This window comes from Peptidiphaga sp., assembly GCF_057238965.1.
In genome coordinates this window covers 35,203-53,226 of the sequence record NZ_DBHHEV010000001.1, presented here as the reverse complement: position 1 = coordinate 53,226, position 18,024 = coordinate 35,203, and the positions used below count along the sequence as shown (strand labels likewise).

Here is an 18,024-nt window from a genome sequence, read left to right as displayed (position 1 = left end):
AAACTCACGCAGCCGGAGGAAGAAGGTCGTCGCCGAGCGCCTCGAGAATCCGGTCGCGAATGTGAAGCTTTGGCAACTGACCGGCGAAGCGCACCAGTTCCTCGCCCTCTGTGGACCGGTTCCCTTCGCGTATGAGGACGATCATGGGGACGAAGTCAATCGTTTCGGCGAAGGCGGGGGAAATGAGCGGATCGAGCTCGAAAGCGGGATCGGGGGGTCGGCCGGATGCGGCGTCGTCGGCCCTCGAGTCAAGGACCGCGTCGACTTCGTCGACGTCGAGGACGACGCCGCGCACGCCTGCGATGCGCGAAAAGGCCGAAGCGAGAAGCGAGTTGGACCCGGCAGGCGGCGAGGCTTCACTGGCGGGCAGGTTTTCGCCGACGGGCAAAGCTACCCGGCGGCGGGCCTCGACGACCCTGCGTTGGAGGTCGCGGACCACCTCGTTGAAGATGACGCGCATGGGAACGGCGGGCTCGCACCAGCGTGCCGTCGCGAAAACGAGCGCATAACGCGGTCGGCCTTCTGGCCCGGTTCCAACTTCCTCGGTTCTGGCTTCTTCGGCTTTATCGGCCAAGCTTCCTCCCTCTGTCCATGCGCCGACGCGACAGAGCCGCGGCGGCCGCGAAAAGGCCGCCGGGTTCGGCCGAGCCCGGCTTTGCGCTAGCCAGTCCGAGGGCGGCGTCGACCATTTCGGTTGCGCGGGACAGCTCGCCCCGCCGCAGAGCCCGCGCAACCGAGGCTTTGATCGACCGCAGTTCTTCAAGCCGTTCGCTTATGAGCGCGGGCGAAGGGACGAGCCATCTGCGGGCTTCGCCGGGCTCCAGTTTGAGAATGCCGCCTCCGTAGCTGCGGCCGGAGAGCTCGGCGCTGAGCCTGCTCGCAGAATTGAGGCAGGCCAGGGGAAGCAGCTCCGTTCCCAAGCGGCGGAGTTCTTCCGCCAGGCAGACTCCGTGGACGGAATTGAGATGGCGCACGCGGGCGCTGTTGGCAGCGAGGCGCGGCATTTCGGCATTCATCGCCGTCAAGAAAAGGTCTGGGACGGCCGTGAGCGGGACGATGTACCACGGGTCCCGCGCTCTGCATTTGTACGCGAGGTCGACGCCGGTTTCGCTGCCCGCGCGAATGTAGTGCCGTGCGGCGGCGGACAAAGGGGTTCGCGGCCTGAAAAGCAGCGTTCCTCGGCCTTCTTCTCCCAGAGCCGCCAACGCCCTTGACGTGAGGGACAGCCCGCGCAAATGAGAGCTTCCCGCCGGGCTGATTCTGAGCAGGTCGCGGCGGTCCAAGCCAAGCTCGCGGGCGCGAGAGGGAGAAAGCGTGAAATAGCCGTTGTTGCCGGTGACTGCTCCAAGTTTGACCGCGCCCCACTCGGAGAGCGGCGTCAATGCCGAAGAATCGCGCAGTTCGTCGAGGGCGGCAAGCGCGGCCGCGGGCGCGAGCAACTCGGTCCATTTGGCTTCCGGGGCGGCGGGCGCCCACGTCCTTTCGCCGCGGGCCGCGCGCGGACGCGCAGATGCGGCGGCCAGATCGCGCTCGTCGCGGACCTGGCGGACTGCGGCGTGCGACGTCGAGCCTCCGTATCCTTCGGCCAGCAGGAGGACGACGTCGGCTTGGGCCTCGTCGAACACCCGGCGTTCGAAAAGGACCAGTTCGATGCTTGAAAAGCTGTCAAAAAGAAAACGGCGAACGGGTGCTGCATAGTTGACGCTGAGCAGTTCGGCCGGAAGGACGAAGCCGAGCCTGCCCCCTCGCACAAGAAATTGGCAGGCGTGGACAACGAAGGGCGCCCAGCTCGAGGCGAGCGCCGTCAAAGACACCCCCGCTCGCAAGGCCGCCTCTCTGCCGACGGTTCGCGAGGCGCCCGCAAACCCCTGATACCTGACGTAGGGAGGATTGCCCACGACGGCGTCGTAGCGGGCTTCGGCCGGAATTGCGAAGAAATCGGAGACCAGGACACGTGCGCGCGCACCGAGCGCGCCGACGCGTTCGCGGGCCGCCGCCGCGCTAGGAGGGTCAATGTCCACTCCATCGACCCGGATCTCGCGGGGCTCGGCCTCGCAGGCCGCTGCCTCGCAGACTGCGGACTTTTCGCCGACAGGACTCTCCCCGCAGATTTCCCTCTCTTTGCGTGCGGTTTGCCCTTTGCCAATCGCGGACCTTCGAACGCAGGCCTCGACCGGCCGCGCCGAGGAAAGCTCGAGAAGCTTCATCGCGGCCGGCGCAAGAAAGGCGGCGTCGCCGCACGAGGGGTCGAGGACGCTGTCACCCGCCCTGCGCACCGCCCAATCGACGATGAACCGCGCGATCGGAGCGGGAGTGAAGAAAGCTCCGCGAGCTTTGCGAGCGTCGGAAGCGGAGGTCTCGGACATACTCATACGGTGCTGCGCCCCTCCGACAGAATTCGGAGGGGCGACGCCGGAGGTTGGCGCGGGACGCGGAAGCCTCCGGTCAGCCGTGCAGGTTTTCGAGGTAAGCCTGGGCGTCCAGTGCGGCGCGGGCTCCGGAACCTGCCGCCGTGATGGCTTGGCGGTACGTGTGATCGACGGCGTCGCCGGCCGCGAAGACTCCGGGGACGTTTGTGCGGGTGGAGGGTTCATCGACCAAGATGTACCCCGCGCCGTCCAAGGCGACTTCATCGCGAACGAGCGCGGTGCGCGGGTCATGGCCGATCGCCACAAAAAGTCCCGCGACGGGAAGCACCGAGGTCTCGCCCGTGACGGTGTCGGCGAGCGTGACGGATTCGAGGGTCTCGCCGCCGGAAAGCTCGGAGACTGTCTTGTTCCAGTGAATCTCGATCTTGGGGTCGGCCGCGACGCGGTCGGTCAGCACCTTCGACGCACGGAACTGGTCGCGGCGGTGGATCAGGTGGACCTTCGAGCCGAAACGTGTGAGGAAAAGCGCCTCCGTCAGCGCCGAGTCGCCGCCTCCGACGACGGCGATCTCCTTGTCTTTGAAGAAGAAACCGTCGCATGTTGCGCAGTACGACACGCCCTTGCCTGAATAAAGCCGTTCGCCCTCGAGGCCGAGCTTCTTGTACGCCGAGCCGAGCGCGAGGATCACCGCTTTCGCCTTGTAGGTCGAAGAGTCTGTGACGACAGTCTTGACGTCGCCTTCGAGCCGGAGCTCTGTCGCGTCTTCGTACTCGACCGAAGCGCCGAACTTCTGTGCCTGGGCCTGGAACTTGTCCATGAGGTCGGGACCCATGATCCCATCGGGCCAGCCCGGGAAGTTCTCGACTTCGGTGGTGTTCATGAGCGCTCCGCCCGCCTCGAGGGCGCCGGCCACGACCATCGGCTCGAATCCCGCGCGCGCTGTGTATATGGCGGCCGTCCAGCCGGCAGGGCCGGATCCGACGATGACGACGTCGTGAACTTTCTCAGTCATGTCTGCCTTTCGTAGGTGTCGAGAAGTGAACGCGCGCGAAGGGGCCTGCTATTCCCGACGTCCGGGTCCGGCTTCCGCGCGCCGCTGCAGCGGGGCGCACCGTTCGTCACTCGACGGTGATCTCCGAAATGTCGAGCCTGTACTTCTTGGCGCTCTCCTTCGACAGCTCCGGGAACCAGAGGATGACGGTGTCGGTGGCCACCGATTCCGAAGCTGAAAGGGTCAATCCCGGCTTGAGTCCGCCTTCGGCGACGACGTCGCCGCTGTTGGGCGAAGACTCCGAGGAGTTGCGCCACTCGACTTTCCCGCCGGAAAGCTTGGATTCGATCTTGACAGAGGTCACTTTCGATTTGCCCGAAAGCTTGATGGCCAAGCCTATCCCTTCTTTGTTCTTGTTGTAGGAGGCGTCTCCGTACCACCAGGACTGCCACGAGGTCGAGGGCTTTCGATCCGTCAGATACCTGATTTGAGAGGGATTGTCCTGTTCGTTGACTGTGGACGGTTCCATCTGGGCGCCGTAGGGGTTGAGGAGGGAGACGCTCGAGACTTTCGGCTCGGGAAGCTTGTCCGGATCCTCTTTCTTCGTCGGGTTCTCAGTCGGCTTTTTGGCGCTGCTTGGAGCCTTGGTCGGCTCCAGCGATTTCGTGGCCGTGGGCTTGGTCGTGGAGACGCTCGTCGGAGAGAAGAACTTGAAAACGGCCCAGGCCCCGACGACGAGGATGAGCACAAGGGCAAGCGCCACAACGACCTTCGAGGGATTGTAGAGCGGCCTGTCGATCTCCTCTCCGGCCAGGTTTCCGGGAGAAACCGGCTCCTCCGGCTGGGCGCCGAGAAGCCAGGGGTCTTCCTGGGCTGCCGAAGCCGTTTGGCTTGCCGGAGCCGCGTGGCCTTGCGAAGGCGCCTGGCCCGGAGAGGCCTGGCCCGGCGCAGACGTCTGGCCGCCCGAGGAAACGGGCATGCGAACAGTGGCCGCCCCCGCCGCATTGCCCGAATGAGGCAGGAACGACGGAGGCATTTCGGAGGCCTCCTCTGTTTTCGCCGCCGAGGATTTGCCTTTCCCTTTGCCTGCCTTGGCGCGGTTTGCTTCCGCCGCGGCGTGGCCCGCGGCTTGTTTCTCCGCCGACTGCCCGGCGAGCGTTGCCTCGCCGCTCCCCGCGTTCGCTTTCCGTTTCTCCTCCCCGACGAAGGCGGCCCCGTCGTCAGCGGAAGAGCCGGAGGGCTTTGACGGAGTGCGGGCTGTTTCGGCTGCGGGATCGGCTGCATTGGCCGCCTGCAAAGATTCCGAAGGCCCGGTTGCCTGCAAAGACACCGCCGTCTGAGAGAGCTCGACTTGAGTCTGAGAAAGCTCGGCTTGCCTCGCCGCGTCGGCGGCCGCGCCGCCGCTTGCTTTATTTTTGCCCTGCGCGGACTTCTTCTTGCCGCCTTGAGTCTTCTTCTTGCCTTGTGAAGCCTTCTTGCCCTGTGGCGCTTTCTTGCCTTCTGCGGTCTCCTTGTCCCTCGCCGCCGCGGTTTCAATCGTCTTGTCTTCAGAGACCTCGTCCTCGGGGCCGTCCGCAATGCTCACGTAGTCGCCTTCGGGGGCGTCGCCGAAGTCTTCGGGACGGAAGATGGCGGTGGCCGAGGGATCGACCGCCTCGGGGTGCTCCTCCGCGAAGGCGCCCAGACTCGACCATTTCGGCTTCATGCCGCCGGACTTGACGGAATCGTCGGAAAGGGGGTCGATGTCGCTGCGCGCAGAGCCGGTTTCGTCCGGGGCCCCGTGCCCTCCGGCGGCCGGCTCGCCGCCCCGATTCGCGTCCGCCTCCTTCGGTGCGCGGTCGGAAGAGTCTCCCGCCGCGGCCGGCTCGGCCGACGGCGAGGCCGATTTGCCTGAGGTTTTCGTGGAAGGGAACTCCGAGGGCTCGACGGCGCCCCAGGGAGCGAGCTCGCGAACAAGGTCGGCCGGGGACAGTGCGCCCAATCCTCGGAGCTCTCGCGTGCACGTGCTGCGCAGCGCTCCGGGCAGGGAGCCGTTTTCGGCTGCGGACCGCAGAACGGCGTCGGCCTTGGATTGCCCGTCTCCGGTGAGGAGCCGGGCCAGGAGAACCGCGATCCCCCGAGACTCCATGCGGTCTGCCTGAGAGCTGGACATCGAATCCGCGCGAAGGTTGGCCAACGCCGCCTCGACGCCCAGCCCGTCGATGAAGACCTCGCCCAACACGCCCACCCGGACGTGCTGAGGCGCCAGCTGAAGATGGCGGACTCCTCTGGCCCGCGCCGAGTTCAGCGCGCTCGCGACCTCGCCCGTGAGCGCCTGCGCTTGGTCGGGGGCGAAGGGGGCGCCGTGGAGATAGGCGGACAGCGGCGTCCCGAGCGGGATCTCGGTGGCCACGTAGTGGGCGGCGGGGTCTTCGCCGACGGAGATGATGCGCACGACGTGCGGGTCGTCGATGAGCGAGCTGCGCCTTGCCGCGTCGAGCACCTCGCTCGCATTCGGGTTGCCGGGGTCCAACGCGAGGATGCGCAGCGAGGTCCCGAGGAGCGTGTCGACCACGTTCCATGCTTGAACGCCGGGATACGGCGGCTGCTCGGAAAACGGCTCGGTGAGCCTGTAGCGGCCGGCGATCACTTGACCCGCCTGGGCGAAGCTATTCATGACACTCCCTTCGTGGACACGCGCGAGAACTCCTAACCACGTGTGCGACGCCGTCCATATTACCGGGGAAACTTGATAGGGTCAGGCTCGCCTTGCCAGGGGATTCGAGGGGAATTCCCTTCATGCAGCCTCCTTTGCAGCGGCTGCCCTTGCAGCGGCTTCCCTACGTGCCTTACGGACCTCTTCGGGGCTGAATGAGCGCGAACGGCGTCCCTTGCGAAGCGATTTGACGGTGCCGACGATGAGGAGGGTGAGAAAGAAAGCCAAGAAAACGCCGGTTCCGATGTTTTCCCAGTCAGAACGCACACGCGTCTGTAGCGACTTCGTCACACCCACGGAGGCCCCCGCCTCGTTGAGAATTCTGACGTCGGCGGTTATGTTTCCGGAGCCGAAGGCCCTGACGGGAATGAGGACCTTGGTCGAGGAGCTGGGCGCCAAAGTCGCCTTGACCTTCTTGCCGGCTTTCAAACGCGGGTCGCGCGAGTGCAATTCGACCCAGACGGTGACCGGCACCGGCAGAGAGTTGCCCACGTGAATCGGGATCTCCGATTTCGTGGAGATGATGTTGATCGTCGAGGACCGCTCGGCCGCGATGCTCCTGAGGAAGATCTGTCCGTCGGCTTCGTAGGCCTTGAGGACTTCCGTCCGAGAGTCCCTCGAAGCCCGCCAGGCGACGCCGGTCAGCGAGTAGGCGCGGGCCGTGACCGTCTGGTTGAGCAGCGCTTTGCTTCCGGAGACGTCGACGATGACGTCAAAGTTCTTCCGCGCCGAGTCGATGCGCTCGAGTTCCTTGCGGGTGAGCATCCCGGTCGGCGAGCGATACTCCGGGAGCGAGCTTCGAGCCGCCGTCGACGGGCTTTGGTCGAAGGCGCCGCTCACGGTGGTCGGCGCCACCCACGGCGCCGACATCAAGGCCCGGACCGTTTCGCCCATGTTCTCGGGGCTGAGGGCGCTGTCCGTCGAGGCCTTCGCCGGATCTGCCTGCCCGAGGTAGGGCATGCCCGCGCGGTCCCCCTCTATCAAAGTGACTCGGGACGTGCTCGGCCGCTCCCTGTAGGTGGCCGCCGACAGGCCGAGCACGAGCTGGCGGGCGTCCAAAGCGTCGAGGGTCTCCGATCCCGACGGGGTCGAGTCGGCGTCGGCGTTGTCTGGGAGAGTTCCGGAGAACGCGGCGCTCATGGCGGTGTCCGATGCCAGGGCGGCGGTCGACGTGCCCGGAAGCCGCATCCGCGCCGACGGCGTGGTTCCCTTGCCTCTGACCGGAGTCTGATTGCCGGAGAGCACCGCGGGGCCGCCGCCTGCGCTGGCAAGGCCGGTGGCCGTCAGCGAATCGGTCTGCGGCGGCAAAAGGGCGATGTCCGTGCGCGGGGCGTCGATGTTCAGCCTCGCGGAGATGTCTTCGGAGACCCTCGTCGCGAGGGCCTTTTCGGCATCGAGATAGGCTTTGGCGCACGAGTTGAGCTCGCCGGCGTCGTCGCAGGCGTGCATCCTCGCGGCGACGTCGGAGTCCCCCGGCGCCGTGAGAATGAGCTGGGTGGCGCGCTGGCGGGAAAAGGAGGCGAGCGCCTTGGTCAGATCGGCTCCGGCGACGTCGGCGATGAGCGGGTCGAGGGCGAGCGTCACTCCGGGCGCCGAAAGCTCCTTGACCGCCCGAGGGATTCTTTCCGGGACCGTCGGCGTGCGATGTTCGGCCTGCGACTTCACGGAAGGATTCGAGGCGATTTCGGCGGGGGAAGACGTTAGCGGAATGAGTGCGGCCGTCGGCATCGGCGTCACCGGCGCCGTGGGCGCCATGACGACGATCGAACGGTCTTTGACCCGTTTCTCGCCGATCGTCGCAGAGACTTCGACTCCTCGCGGCCCCCAGTCTTCGTCCGTCGCGCCCCACGGCAGCATGAATCGCCGGACGGTGAAGGTCAGGGTCGTCGTCGATCCGGCGGGGACGACGACGGAGTCCTTGCGCTCGGCGAGCGTCTCCATGCCCGCCGAGCCTCGGGCGGACCCGGATCCATGGAGGAATGCGAGCACCTGCGAACGCGACCCGGGGACGTTCTTCTGAGAGGCGAGCTTAGAGGCAGAGACCGTGATCGGCGTCGAGCCCGGATTTTTCACCTCCGCCGAAACGCTGAGATTCTCGTCGGGCTGGAGAATCGGAGAGCCCACCGAGGTTATCCGAACGGTCGGCTGCGCCTTCCTCTCCGCCGGGACGGTCGAGGCGGGCCTGCCGATTCGCGCCGGAGCTGACTCCGAGCGGGCGTTCGAGGCTGCGGAGCGGCCCGAAGCTGTGCCCGCATTCGAGAGGCGCTCGCCTGAAGCGCCGTGTGCGCTCGACGCCGTGTGCGTGCCTGAGGCCGGAGCGGCAAAGGCGCCGGAGAGGCAGACGAGCGCGGCCAGAAAGGCCGAAATCCACCGTCCCCCGCGCGACCCGCCTTTGGCGTTGTCCGCAGATCCCGCCTTGCCTGCGACTTTCGCGTCGCCGACGCCCGTCGTCCTGGTTGCGTCTTTCACGTCAATCACGTCCCGAAAGGATGGCGCGCGCGGCGGCCACGATTCGGCGCTCGTTCGGGTAGGCGAGGCGCGAGCCGACCTTGTCGATGCGGACCCACTCGACTTTCTCCGCCTCCTGATCGGGGTCGTTTTCCGTTGTCAGGACGCCCGACAGCGCCTCGAGGAGGAAGTGATGGACCACTTTGTGGACGCGGCGGTCAGCGCCCGAGAACCAGTAGTCGATGCTCGCCAGATGGGTGAGAACCCTTCCGAATATGCCGGTCTCCTCCGAAACCTCCCTCACGGCGGCTTCCTCCGGGGTCTCGGTTCCTTCCAGATGGCCCTTGGGAAGGCACCATTCGAGGCGGCCGCCCCTGTTGCGGCGTGCAATGACGGCGACGTAAGCCCATCCGTCTTTGACGGACAGGACCACGCCGCCCGCGCTAGTCTCATTCACCACGGGATAGGGATGGTGGATGGCGGAAACGGCCCGGGGCGTGCGCTTGCGCCGGTGCCGTCCCGTCGGCGAAGGCCGCGGTGCTGATGTCGACATGTTTCTCACGTAGGTTGTGGCGCACCGGAAGTATGCAGAGACGATCGAACATGGCACCCTTATAAGGTGCAACGCGTGAATCCCTCCTACGAACCGATACACAATGCGGCGACAACCGGAGTCAACCGCCGGGCCCTGCTCCTTGCTCAGGGGCATAAGACCCTTGGGTCCCTCCCTCCGGCCATCGATGAACTGGGATCCATTTTCGCAGATGCGGGGCACGAAGTGTCACTCGTGGGAGGGCCGGTCCGCGACGCCTTCCTCGGATTGCCCATTCACGACTTCGATTTGACGACGTCGGCGCCCCCTGAAATCACCGAGAAGCTCCTCTCGTCGTGGGGCGCCGCCACCTGGGACGTCGGCCGAGAGTTCGGCACGATAGGATCCGTCCGCGACGACCTGACTGTGGAGGTGACCACGTATCGGTCCGACTCTTACGAGGTCGGCTCGCGCAAACCGAAGGTCGACTTCGGCCGCACTCTCGAGGGCGACCTCTCTCGGCGCGACTTCACCGTCAACGCCATGGCCGTCCGGCTCCCCGAGCTTGAGCTGGTCGACCCGTGCGGCGGCCTTGACGACCTCGTCGGCGGGGTTTTGAGAACCCCCGTAACCGCGGTTCAATCCTTTGACGACGATCCCCTGCGGATCATGCGCGCGGCCCGCTTCGCCGCGCAGCTGGGGTTCGACGTGGGCGAGGACGTCATGTCCGCCATGGCCGAGATGGCCGAGCGCCTCGCGATCGTCTCCGCCGAGCGGATCCGGGCCGAGCTCGAAAGGCTCATGCTCTCGCCCGCGCCGCGCCGAGGAATCGAGCTGCTCGTCTACACCGGCGTGGCCGACGTCGTCCTTCCCGAGATCGCCCGGCTGCGCGACACGGCGGACGAGCACAATCGCCACAAGGACGTCTACGAGCACACACTCACCGTCGTCGATCAGGCGATCGCCCTCGAGGACCCCGCGTCCAAGGAGGAGTACGAGGCGTACCTTCTGGGAGGCGAACTTGCGGGCCCCGACCTCACGCTGCGGCTGGCCGCCCTCTTCCACGACGTCGGCAAGCCGCGCACGAGGCGTTTCGAGAAAGACGGATCGGTCACGTTCCGGGCCCACGACGTCGTCGGCGCGCGCATGGCGGCCAAGCGGATGGCGGCGCTGCGCTTCGACAAGCAGACGGAGAAGGACGTGGCGAGGCTCGTCGAGCTCCACCTGCGCGCCTTCGGATTCTCGGAGGCCGGATGGACCGATTCGGCCGTGCGCCGTTTCGTGCGCGACGCCGGGGACCTGCTTCCGCATCTCATGCGCCTTATTCGCGCGGATGTGACGTCCCAAAACCGCCGCAAGGTCGGCAGGCTTCAGGCGGGCAACGACGAGCTCGCGGCGCGCATCCGCGACCTCGCCGAGCAGGAGGCGCTCGACGCCATCCGTCCTGACCTGGACGGCGCCCGCATCATGGAGATCCTCGGCCTCAAGCCCGGGCCCGAGGTCGGCGCCGCCCGCAACCACCTGCTCGAGCTCCGCCTCGACGAGGGCCCCCTCGGAGAGGAAGAAGCCGAACGCCGCCTGCTGGCCTGGTGGGCCGAGCGAAGCTCCGGCGCGAAAGACTCCGCTCCAGCCGCCGGCGCCGCTTCGAGCGAGCCGTGAGCGTCCTCGCGGATCTGTCGGCGCTCGCGAAATCCGTCGGCTTTCGCAAGCTCCTGGGCGTGCGGCTTGTTTCCCAGGTCGGAGACGGCATGTTCCAGGCCGGGCTGGCCTCCCTGTTCTTTTTCAGCCCTCAGTCCATGACCTCTGCGGCCGGGGTCGCTGCGGCCATCGTCGTGATGTTCGGCCCGTACAGCCTCGTCGGCCCTTTTTTCGGCCCGCTCCTCGACAGGTGGCGACGTCGCCAAATCCTCCTGTTCGGAAACGCCGTGCGCTGCCTCCTCGCGCTGTGCGTCGCCGCCGCCACGTGGGGATCGGCCGGGATCGGGATCGTCTACGCGCTGACGCTCAGCGCATTGGGCCTGAGCCGTTTCCTCCTTTCCTGCCTTTCGGCCGGGCTGCCGTCGGTCGTCGGCGAACGCGAGCTCCTGACCGCCAATTCCGTGGTTCCCACGCTCGGCGGGCTGGCGATGGGGATCGGCGCCGTCGCCGGTTTTCTCATCCGCGTTTTGCTGCCGGAAGGATCTTCGCGGGACGTCGCCTCGCTGTTCGTCGCGGCGGTTCTCTACCTCGCCGCCTCCGGCCTGGCGAGCCTCCTGAGCCCCGACCAGCTGGGCCCGAAGCGCGAAGGGCTTGGATCGCAGCCGGCCTCGCCCTCCTTTCGCTCGACGGTTCGCGACCTCGTCGGCGCCGCAGTCTATCTGACCCGCAGGCGGACCCCGGCGTTGGCCCTCGCGACGATGTCCTTCCATCGATTCGTGTACGAGATGGAATTCATCACGATCATCCTCGTCTCAAGGAACCTCCTCGCCGAGCCGTCCGACGCCGACGCCGGCCTCGCCTACTTCGGCACGCTCGGCGGGGCGATGGTCGCCGGGCAGTTCGTCGCCGTCGTCCTCACGCCGATCGCCCACGAGAAGATCGCCCCTTGGCGGTGGGTCGTCACCTGCCTCATCGGGGGATCCGCGGGTCAGGCGACCTTCGTCCTCGCCCCGAGGACGGGCACGCTGGCGGTCGGGGCGTTCTTCGTCGGCCTCGGGGTGCAGGGCGCCAAGATCGCCGTCGACACGATCGTGCAGTCCGACGCCTCTGACGCCTATCGCGGACGAGCCTTCGCCCTGTACGACGTCTTGTTCAATCTGGGCGTGTGCGCGGCGGCGGGGGTCGGCCTCGTTGCGCTTCCCGACGTCGGATGGTCGCGCGAGGTTCAAACGGCGCTGTTCGCGCTCGTTTGGATCTTGGCTCTCGTCTTTTTCTGGGCCATGGCGCGGCTCGGCGGGAATCCCAGGGACGCAGGCTCTCCTCCGGACGAAACAGCCCCTCCCGCGGACGAAACAGACCCTTCTTCGGATGAAACAGGCTCCCAGGCAACGGACTCAGAGCTCGAAAAGGGGAAGGCGAAGCCCCAGGCGGGCGAAAAGTGTGACACGCGCTTGTTTTCGCGCATTGACGGCTATGGCGTGCGGTCCATAGGGCAGACTAGATTAGATGTACACGATTGAGGAGGGTGGAGCCTAGATGGCCTCGCAGGATGAAGAGCCTTTGCCCGGCTCCCAGACGGCCTCACAGGAAGAGCCGTCGAAGTCGGCCGAAGCGGACGGCGGGTCAGGCGGGAACGCCGAGTCGACAGTGCGCAAGGTCATGGCGGAGCACGCCGCACAGGATCGGGGGCGGACCCTTCCTGCGGGGATGAAGGCGCTCATCGTCCTCTCCCTTGTGACGTTCGGCTGCATCGGGCTGCACGAGGTCAGCAACCTGTTCGGCCCGGCCTTTTTTGCGCTCACGCTCGTCCTCACCGTGCGGCCCATCCACAGGTGGCTCATACGCAAGGGGCTGCCTCCCTGGCTTTCGGCCATCTTCACGATGACCGCCCTGTTCGGCTTCCTGCTGGGAATGGTCGGCCTGACCGTGTGGTCCTTGATCGACCTCCCCGAAACTCTCAAGGGCTATTCGGGAAGCTTCAAAGGCCTCGTCGAGAACGTCGTCGACCTGGCCGAAAAGTACAATCTCTCTTCGGGCAAGCTTTCCAAAGACCTGCTCGACAACCTCGATTTCGACAAGATCGTCACAGCGGTCACCACCGTTCTCGAATACTTGACCTCCGCGGGAAGCCTGCTCGGAATGATCGCCTTGTCGATGCTTTTCATAACCGTCGACACGATGACGATGAAGTTCCGTTCGAAGATCGTCTACGAACACGATTCGCATTTCCACGACGCCCTCGAAGGCTTCGAAGGGCGGGTCCGCCAGTACTGGATCGTCTCCTCGATCTTTGGCGCGATCGTCGCGGTCATCAACGGGATCGTCCTGGCCTTCCTCCATGTGCCCATGCCGGCGGCGTGGGCGATATTCAGCTTTGTCACGAACTACATACCGAACATCGGCTTCGTCATCGGCCTCGTGCCGCCCGCGCTCTTGGGGCTGCTCGATTCCGGCTGGCTCACGGCCCTGTGGGTGGTGATCGCCTACAGCGTCATCAACTCCGTGATCCAGGGGATCTTCCAGCCGAAGATCACGGGGGACGCCGTCGGCCTGTCGACAACCGTCACTTTCCTTTCGCTTCTTTTCTGGACCGTCGTCATCGGCCCCCTAGGCGCCATTCTGGCCGTCCCGCTTACGCTTTTCGCGAAGGCGCTTCTCATCGACTCGAGCGTTCAGACCAGATGGCTCGAAGTGTTCGTCATCCCCGAGTCCGAAGCGAAAAAACGTTATGACAGCGGTTTCTACGACGTCGAGAACCCCGCCGACGACGACTTCGTCGATTTTATGTCCGCCGAGCTCGACGAACACTCGGAATCCGAGCGCTCCAAAGCGGGGTTGGGCCGTTCCAAGGTGAGGTTGCGGCGCAAATCGGCCCCGGAAGGCGGAGAGTCCGGAGGCTGAGAAAGCTATCCGCCGCCTTCAGCCAAGGCTGCGCAGGATGAGCATTCAAGATAGTCTAAGAAACAAGCCAAACAGTCCTCTATATACTAGGTGCCTCACGGAACCGTTTCGATTCCGAGAGAGAACACGGGAGGTCCGATGCCCACCACTACCGGAAACGTGCGGGGAGACAAGGACACACAGGCAACTTCGCACAAGTTGGCGAAGGGGCGTTCCGCAGAGGCGACCGAGCACGCCGAAGGACGACGCAAAGGGAAGCCCAAGCGCAAGCGCGGCTGGAACTATCCCAGAAGGGGATACGGGCCGATTCATCGGTGGATCCCCAGTTGGCGGGTCGTCCTCGCGTCCTTCATCTCGATGTTCGCCCTACTCGTCGGGTCCTTCGTCGCGCTGTACGCCACCACGGAAATTCCCGAGCCGGACGATTTCGCCTTGGCGCAGACCACCACCGTCTACTATTCCGACGGCGTGACAAAGATGGGGACATTCGCGGACTACGAACGCGAACCCGTCAAATTGAAGACGCTGCCGAAGCATCTTTCGAACGCGCTCGTGGCCTCCGAGGACTCGACTTTCTACACGAACAACGGCGTCTCCCCGAAGGGTATCTTCCGCGCGCTCGTCAACAACATCAAAGGCGGTCCGAGGCAGGGCGGCTCCACCCTGACCCAGCAGTACGTCGAGCGTTACTACCTCGGCAGCACGAAAGGGTACTTGGGCAAGATCAAAGAAGCCATCCTGGCCATAAAAATCGACAAGCAGCAGTCCAAGGACCAAATCCTCGAAAACTATCTCAACACCATCTACTTTGGCCGCGGAGCCTACGGAATTGAAGTGGCTTCCCAGAAGTACTTCGGCATTCCCGCAAGCAAGCTCTCCGTTTCGCAGGCCGCGCTGCTCGCCGGCATCATTCCCGGTCCCACGATTTACGATCCCGCCGTAAACCCCCAAAAAGCGAAAGAAAAGTGGGATCGCGTCCTCGACCGAATGGTCGGCGAGGGTTACCTGAGCAAAGCGGACAGACAGGCCCAGAAGTTCCCCGAAACGATTGAGCGCAAGCAGGCCACGGCCTTCAAAGGCCCCAACGGATACCTCCTTTCCGCGGTGAGCAACGAGCTCCTCGCGAGCGGCAAGTTCACCCTTGACGACCTCAATCAGGGCGGTCTGAAGATTGTGACGTCGATCGACAAGGACAAGCAGGACGCCGCGGTGGCGGCCGTCAACGGGCTGCCCAAGGACCGGCCGAAGAACAACTACGTCGGCCTCGTCTCGGTCGACCCCCGCAACGGCGAAATCTATGCGATGTACGGCGGTGCGGACTACCTCGCGCGCCAGCGCAACTCGGTGACGCAGGACCGCGCGCAGGCGGGTTCCACCTTCAAACCTTTCGGTCTGCTCGCCGCGCTCCAGAAGGACTATTCGCTCTCGAAGACATACGATTCGAAGACCCCCAGAACGTTCTACAACGGCTCTGTCACCGTTCAGAACTTCGACGGAAAGGACCGCGGCCGGATCGACCTCGTCACTGCGACGAAGCATTCGGTCAACACCGTCTTCGCCCAGCTCAACGACACCGTGGGGCCCGCGAACACCAGGAAGGCGGCTGTCGAATCGGGCATTCCCGATTCGACGCCGGGACTGGACAACAACCTGACGAACATCCTCGGCTCGGCCTCGCCCCGCCCGATCGACATGGCCAAAAGCTATTCGACCTTCGCCAATCAAGGGGTGACCACCACCCCGCACATTGTGCGCGCGGTCGAGGACAGAAAAGGCCAGTCTAAGTACAAGGGTCCGACGGCTGGAAAGCGGACGTTCGAAAAGGAGACGATGAACCAGCTCAACTACGCCTTGCAATCGGTGACCGAGAGCGACGGAACGGGTTCGACTGCGGGCACCCTCGGCAGGCCGGTCGCCGGCAAGACGGGAACGTCGTCCGGACCCTGGTCCGCGTGGTTCATCGGCTATATCCCGCAAATGGTCACGGTCGTGGACATGTACCAGATCGGCGCGAACGGCAAGGAGGAGATTCTCACTCCCTTCGGCAAGTACTACTACGGCATTGGAGGAGGATCGTTCCCCGCCGAAATATGGCTTCGATACATGAAGAAGGCCACCGCGGGCATGGAGGTTGAGAAGTTCGCGAAGCCTTCGTACGTGCCAAAGAGGTCCGACGGCGACAGCCGCGTCCCAACGAAGAAAAAGACCGCGACGCCGACGCCCGCCCGCACGACCGGTCCCACGGCAACGCCGACCCCGAGCGGGACAACGGGCACTCCCGAGCCGACCACAAGTTCCACGGATGACGACGACGATCACAAGCATCCGTCGCCTGATCCTTCAGATCAAGACGAGCCTGATCCGCCAACGCATCCGACGCCGCAGACGCCCGTGCAGCCTAGCGAGGATCCTCCCAACGGGCCCGCCAACAGAAACGGGGGCAGAAACGGCTACGGCGGCCAGCAAGGCTATGGCGGACAAGGCGGCTACGGAGGCTACGGACGTTATGGAGGCTACGGAGGTTACGGGGGCTACGGAGGTTACGGACGTTATGGAGGTTACGGGGGCTACGGCGCCGCAGGAGGTTAGCGATGTGGCTGTGGCCCGCGGGCCTTCCTGCCCATGTGGAAGCGATGGCGTGAAGCCTGCGATCCGAGTAAACTTGTAACTCGGTGTGTTTTCCCGGCGGGAAGACCCCGAAACGCATTGTCCCTCCTGTCATGGAAAGACCATGACCGCATAGACCAGAGGAGGTGGGAACAGCATGCGTGATTACGAGATGATGATCATCATCGATCCGACCGTCGACGAGCGCAACATCACAACCTTCGTCGACAAACTGCTTCAAGTCGTCCCCAATGAGGGCGGCACGCTGGAGAAGGTCGATATCTGGGGCAAGCGCCGCCTTGCCTACGACATCAACAAGCGCTCCGAAGGCATCTACGTGGTCGTCGACATGAAGGCGACGCCGGAAACCGCTCAGGAGCTCGATCGTCAGCTTGGCCTGAACGAGGCCATTCTTCGCACGAAGCTGCTGCGCGCAGAGGCCTGAGGCCAGTACACCGAAGGAGAAACATGGCAGGCGAACCGATCATTACCGTCGTCGGAAATCTGACCGGCGATCCGGAACTCCGCTACGTGAGTTCGGGCACGCCCGTCGCGTCTTTCACTGTCGCGTCTACCCCGCGCACGCTCAATCGCCAGACCCAGCAATGGGAGGACGGCGAGGCGATGTTCATTCGCTGCTCCGTGTGGCGCGAGTACGGCGAGAACGTCGCCGAATCGCTCAGCAAGGGCATGCGGGTGCTCGTGACCGGACGGCTGACCGTCCGCAGCTACGAGTACAACGGCCAGCAGCGCACGAGCCTTGAGATGCAGGTCGATGAGATCGGCCCGTCTTTGCGGTACGCGCGCGCTCAGGTCACGAAGGTCGCGGGCGGCGGCTCGGGAGGCGGAAACTTCGGTGGCGGCAACAGCTACCAGGGCGGCGGAGGTTACGGCGGCGGCCGTGCCTCGTACGACGCGCCCCAGGGAGGCTCGGCACACGATCCGTGGAGCAGCGCCCCCCAGGGCGGTTCCGCTTTCGACGACAACCCCCCGTTCTGATTTCGCAATTCGACTTTCTCGGCGGCTCAAGCCGCCTGGCGGCCGACGGGCCGCCGCAACTGAAGGAGCAAAACTATGGCGAAGCCAGTTCTTCGCAAGCCCAAGAAGAAGGCCAACCCTCTGAAGTCGGCCAAGATCGAGAACATCGATTACAAGGACACCGCCACGCTGCGCAAGTTCATCTCGGACCGCGGCAAGATCCGCGCCCGCCGCGTCACCGGTGTCACCGTTCAGGAGCAGCGCAAGATCGCCCGCGCCGTCAAGAATGCGCGCGAAATGGCACTGCTTCCCTACTCGAGCTCGGCTCGCTGAGGGAGGGGTTCTGCATGAAGATCATCCTTACCCACGACGTCGACCGGCTTGGCGTCGCCGGCGACGTCGTCACCGTCAAAGACGGCTACGGCCGCAACTACCTGATCCCCCGCGGCTATGCGGTGCGCTGGACGAAGGGCGGTCAGAAGCAGATCGACCAGATCGCCGAGGCTCGCCGCCGCCGCGCGATCCAGTCGCTTGACGAGGCGAACGCGATCCAGGAGGCTCTCCAGGCCAACGTCCTGAAGATCGTGAAGCCGGCCGGAGAGAACGGCCGCCTTTTCGGCTCCGTCACCAACGCAGAGATCGCCGAGGCCGCTTTGGCCGCCACCGGCAAGAAGGTCGATCGCCGCACGATCACCCTCGTCTCGCCGATCAAGTCGACCGGTTCCTACAAGGCTGCGGCAAAGCTTCATGACGACGTCGTTGCCACCATCTCGATCGAGGTCGTGGCTGAGAAGAGGAAAAAGAAGTAACTGCGCCGCGAAAGCGCCCCGCGTGCCGCAGCCGCTTCAGCGGTTTGCGACGGCGG

14 protein-coding genes are annotated in these 18,024 nt (G+C 65.0%); 8 read left to right on the top strand and 6 right to left on the bottom strand.

Features of this window, described 5'->3' with window-relative positions:
- Nucleotides 1-4: 4 nt before the first annotated feature.
- The 6 genes from ACO48X_RS00215 to ACO48X_RS00190 form a co-directional block, all read right to left on the bottom strand.
- Nucleotides 5-574 (bottom strand): hypothetical protein, encoded by a 570-nt coding sequence (locus ACO48X_RS00215; protein ID WP_484999403.1) that lies wholly within the window; start codon nt 572-574, stop codon nt 5-7.
- Nucleotides 564-2,366: an N-6 DNA methylase gene (locus tag ACO48X_RS00210; protein ID WP_484999401.1), complete on the bottom strand. Its 1,803-nt coding sequence runs from the start codon at nt 2,364-2,366 to the stop codon at nt 564-566. The genes ACO48X_RS00215 and ACO48X_RS00210 overlap by 11 nt, the downstream gene beginning before the upstream one ends.
- Nucleotides 2,367-2,445: 79 nt before the next feature.
- Nucleotides 2,446-3,381, bottom strand: a complete 936-nt coding sequence (trxB, locus tag ACO48X_RS00205) for a thioredoxin-disulfide reductase (protein WP_484999399.1) — start codon at nt 3,379-3,381, stop codon at nt 2,446-2,448.
- A gap of 106 nt (nt 3,382-3,487) precedes the next feature.
- Nucleotides 3,488-6,016 (bottom strand): protein kinase family protein, encoded by a 2,529-nt coding sequence (locus ACO48X_RS00200; RefSeq protein ID WP_484999397.1) that lies wholly within the window; start codon nt 6,014-6,016, stop codon nt 3,488-3,490.
- A 120-nt stretch (nt 6,017-6,136) separates the two neighbouring features.
- Nucleotides 6,137-8,533 carry a DUF6049 family protein gene (locus tag ACO48X_RS00195; protein WP_484999395.1) on the bottom strand — a complete coding sequence of 799 codons (2,397 nt, stop codon included), beginning with the start codon at nt 8,531-8,533 and terminating at the stop codon, nt 6,137-6,139.
- Nucleotides 8,526-9,056, bottom strand: coding sequence for an NUDIX hydrolase (locus tag ACO48X_RS00190; protein ID WP_484999393.1), 531 nt, complete (start codon nt 9,054-9,056; stop codon nt 8,526-8,528). The genes ACO48X_RS00195 and ACO48X_RS00190 overlap by 8 nt, the downstream gene beginning before the upstream one ends.
- A 75-nt stretch (nt 9,057-9,131) precedes the next feature.
- Between ACO48X_RS00190 and ACO48X_RS00185 the strand changes: the two genes are divergently transcribed.
- From ACO48X_RS00185 to rplI, 8 genes are all read left to right on the top strand, one after another.
- Entirely contained in the window at nt 9,132-10,694 is a 1,563-nt protein-coding gene (locus ACO48X_RS00185; protein ID WP_484999391.1) for a CCA tRNA nucleotidyltransferase, read from the top strand.
- Complete coding sequence (locus ACO48X_RS00180) at nt 10,691-12,193, top strand: MFS transporter (RefSeq protein ID WP_484999389.1); 1,503 nt, start codon at nt 10,691-10,693, stop codon at nt 12,191-12,193. Before ACO48X_RS00185 ends, ACO48X_RS00180 begins: the two co-directional genes overlap by 4 nt.
- 16 nt (nt 12,194-12,209) lie before the next feature.
- Nucleotides 12,210-13,574, top strand: a complete 1,365-nt coding sequence (locus ACO48X_RS00175; RefSeq protein ID WP_484999386.1) for an AI-2E family transporter — start codon at nt 12,210-12,212, stop codon at nt 13,572-13,574.
- Nucleotides 13,575-13,712: 138 nt separating this feature from the next.
- Complete coding sequence (locus tag ACO48X_RS00170; RefSeq protein WP_484999384.1) at nt 13,713-16,163, top strand: transglycosylase domain-containing protein; 2,451 nt, start codon at nt 13,713-13,715, stop codon at nt 16,161-16,163.
- A 175-nt stretch (nt 16,164-16,338) separates the two neighbouring features.
- Complete coding sequence (rpsF, locus tag ACO48X_RS00165; RefSeq protein WP_484989816.1) at nt 16,339-16,626, top strand: 30S ribosomal protein S6; 288 nt, start codon at nt 16,339-16,341, stop codon at nt 16,624-16,626.
- 23 nt (nt 16,627-16,649) lie between these two features.
- A complete protein-coding gene (locus ACO48X_RS00160) occupies nt 16,650-17,180 on the top strand; it encodes a single-stranded DNA-binding protein (protein ID WP_484999382.1) in 531 nt (176 codons plus the stop codon).
- A 75-nt stretch (nt 17,181-17,255) separates the two neighbouring features.
- Nucleotides 17,256-17,492 carry a 30S ribosomal protein S18 gene (rpsR, locus tag ACO48X_RS00155; protein WP_009198124.1) on the top strand — a complete coding sequence of 79 codons (237 nt, stop codon included), beginning with the start codon at nt 17,256-17,258 and terminating at the stop codon, nt 17,490-17,492.
- Between the two features lie 14 nt (nt 17,493-17,506).
- Entirely contained in the window at nt 17,507-17,968 is a 462-nt protein-coding gene (rplI, locus tag ACO48X_RS00150; RefSeq protein WP_484999380.1) for a 50S ribosomal protein L9, read from the top strand.
- Nucleotides 17,969-18,024 lie beyond the last annotated feature (56 nt).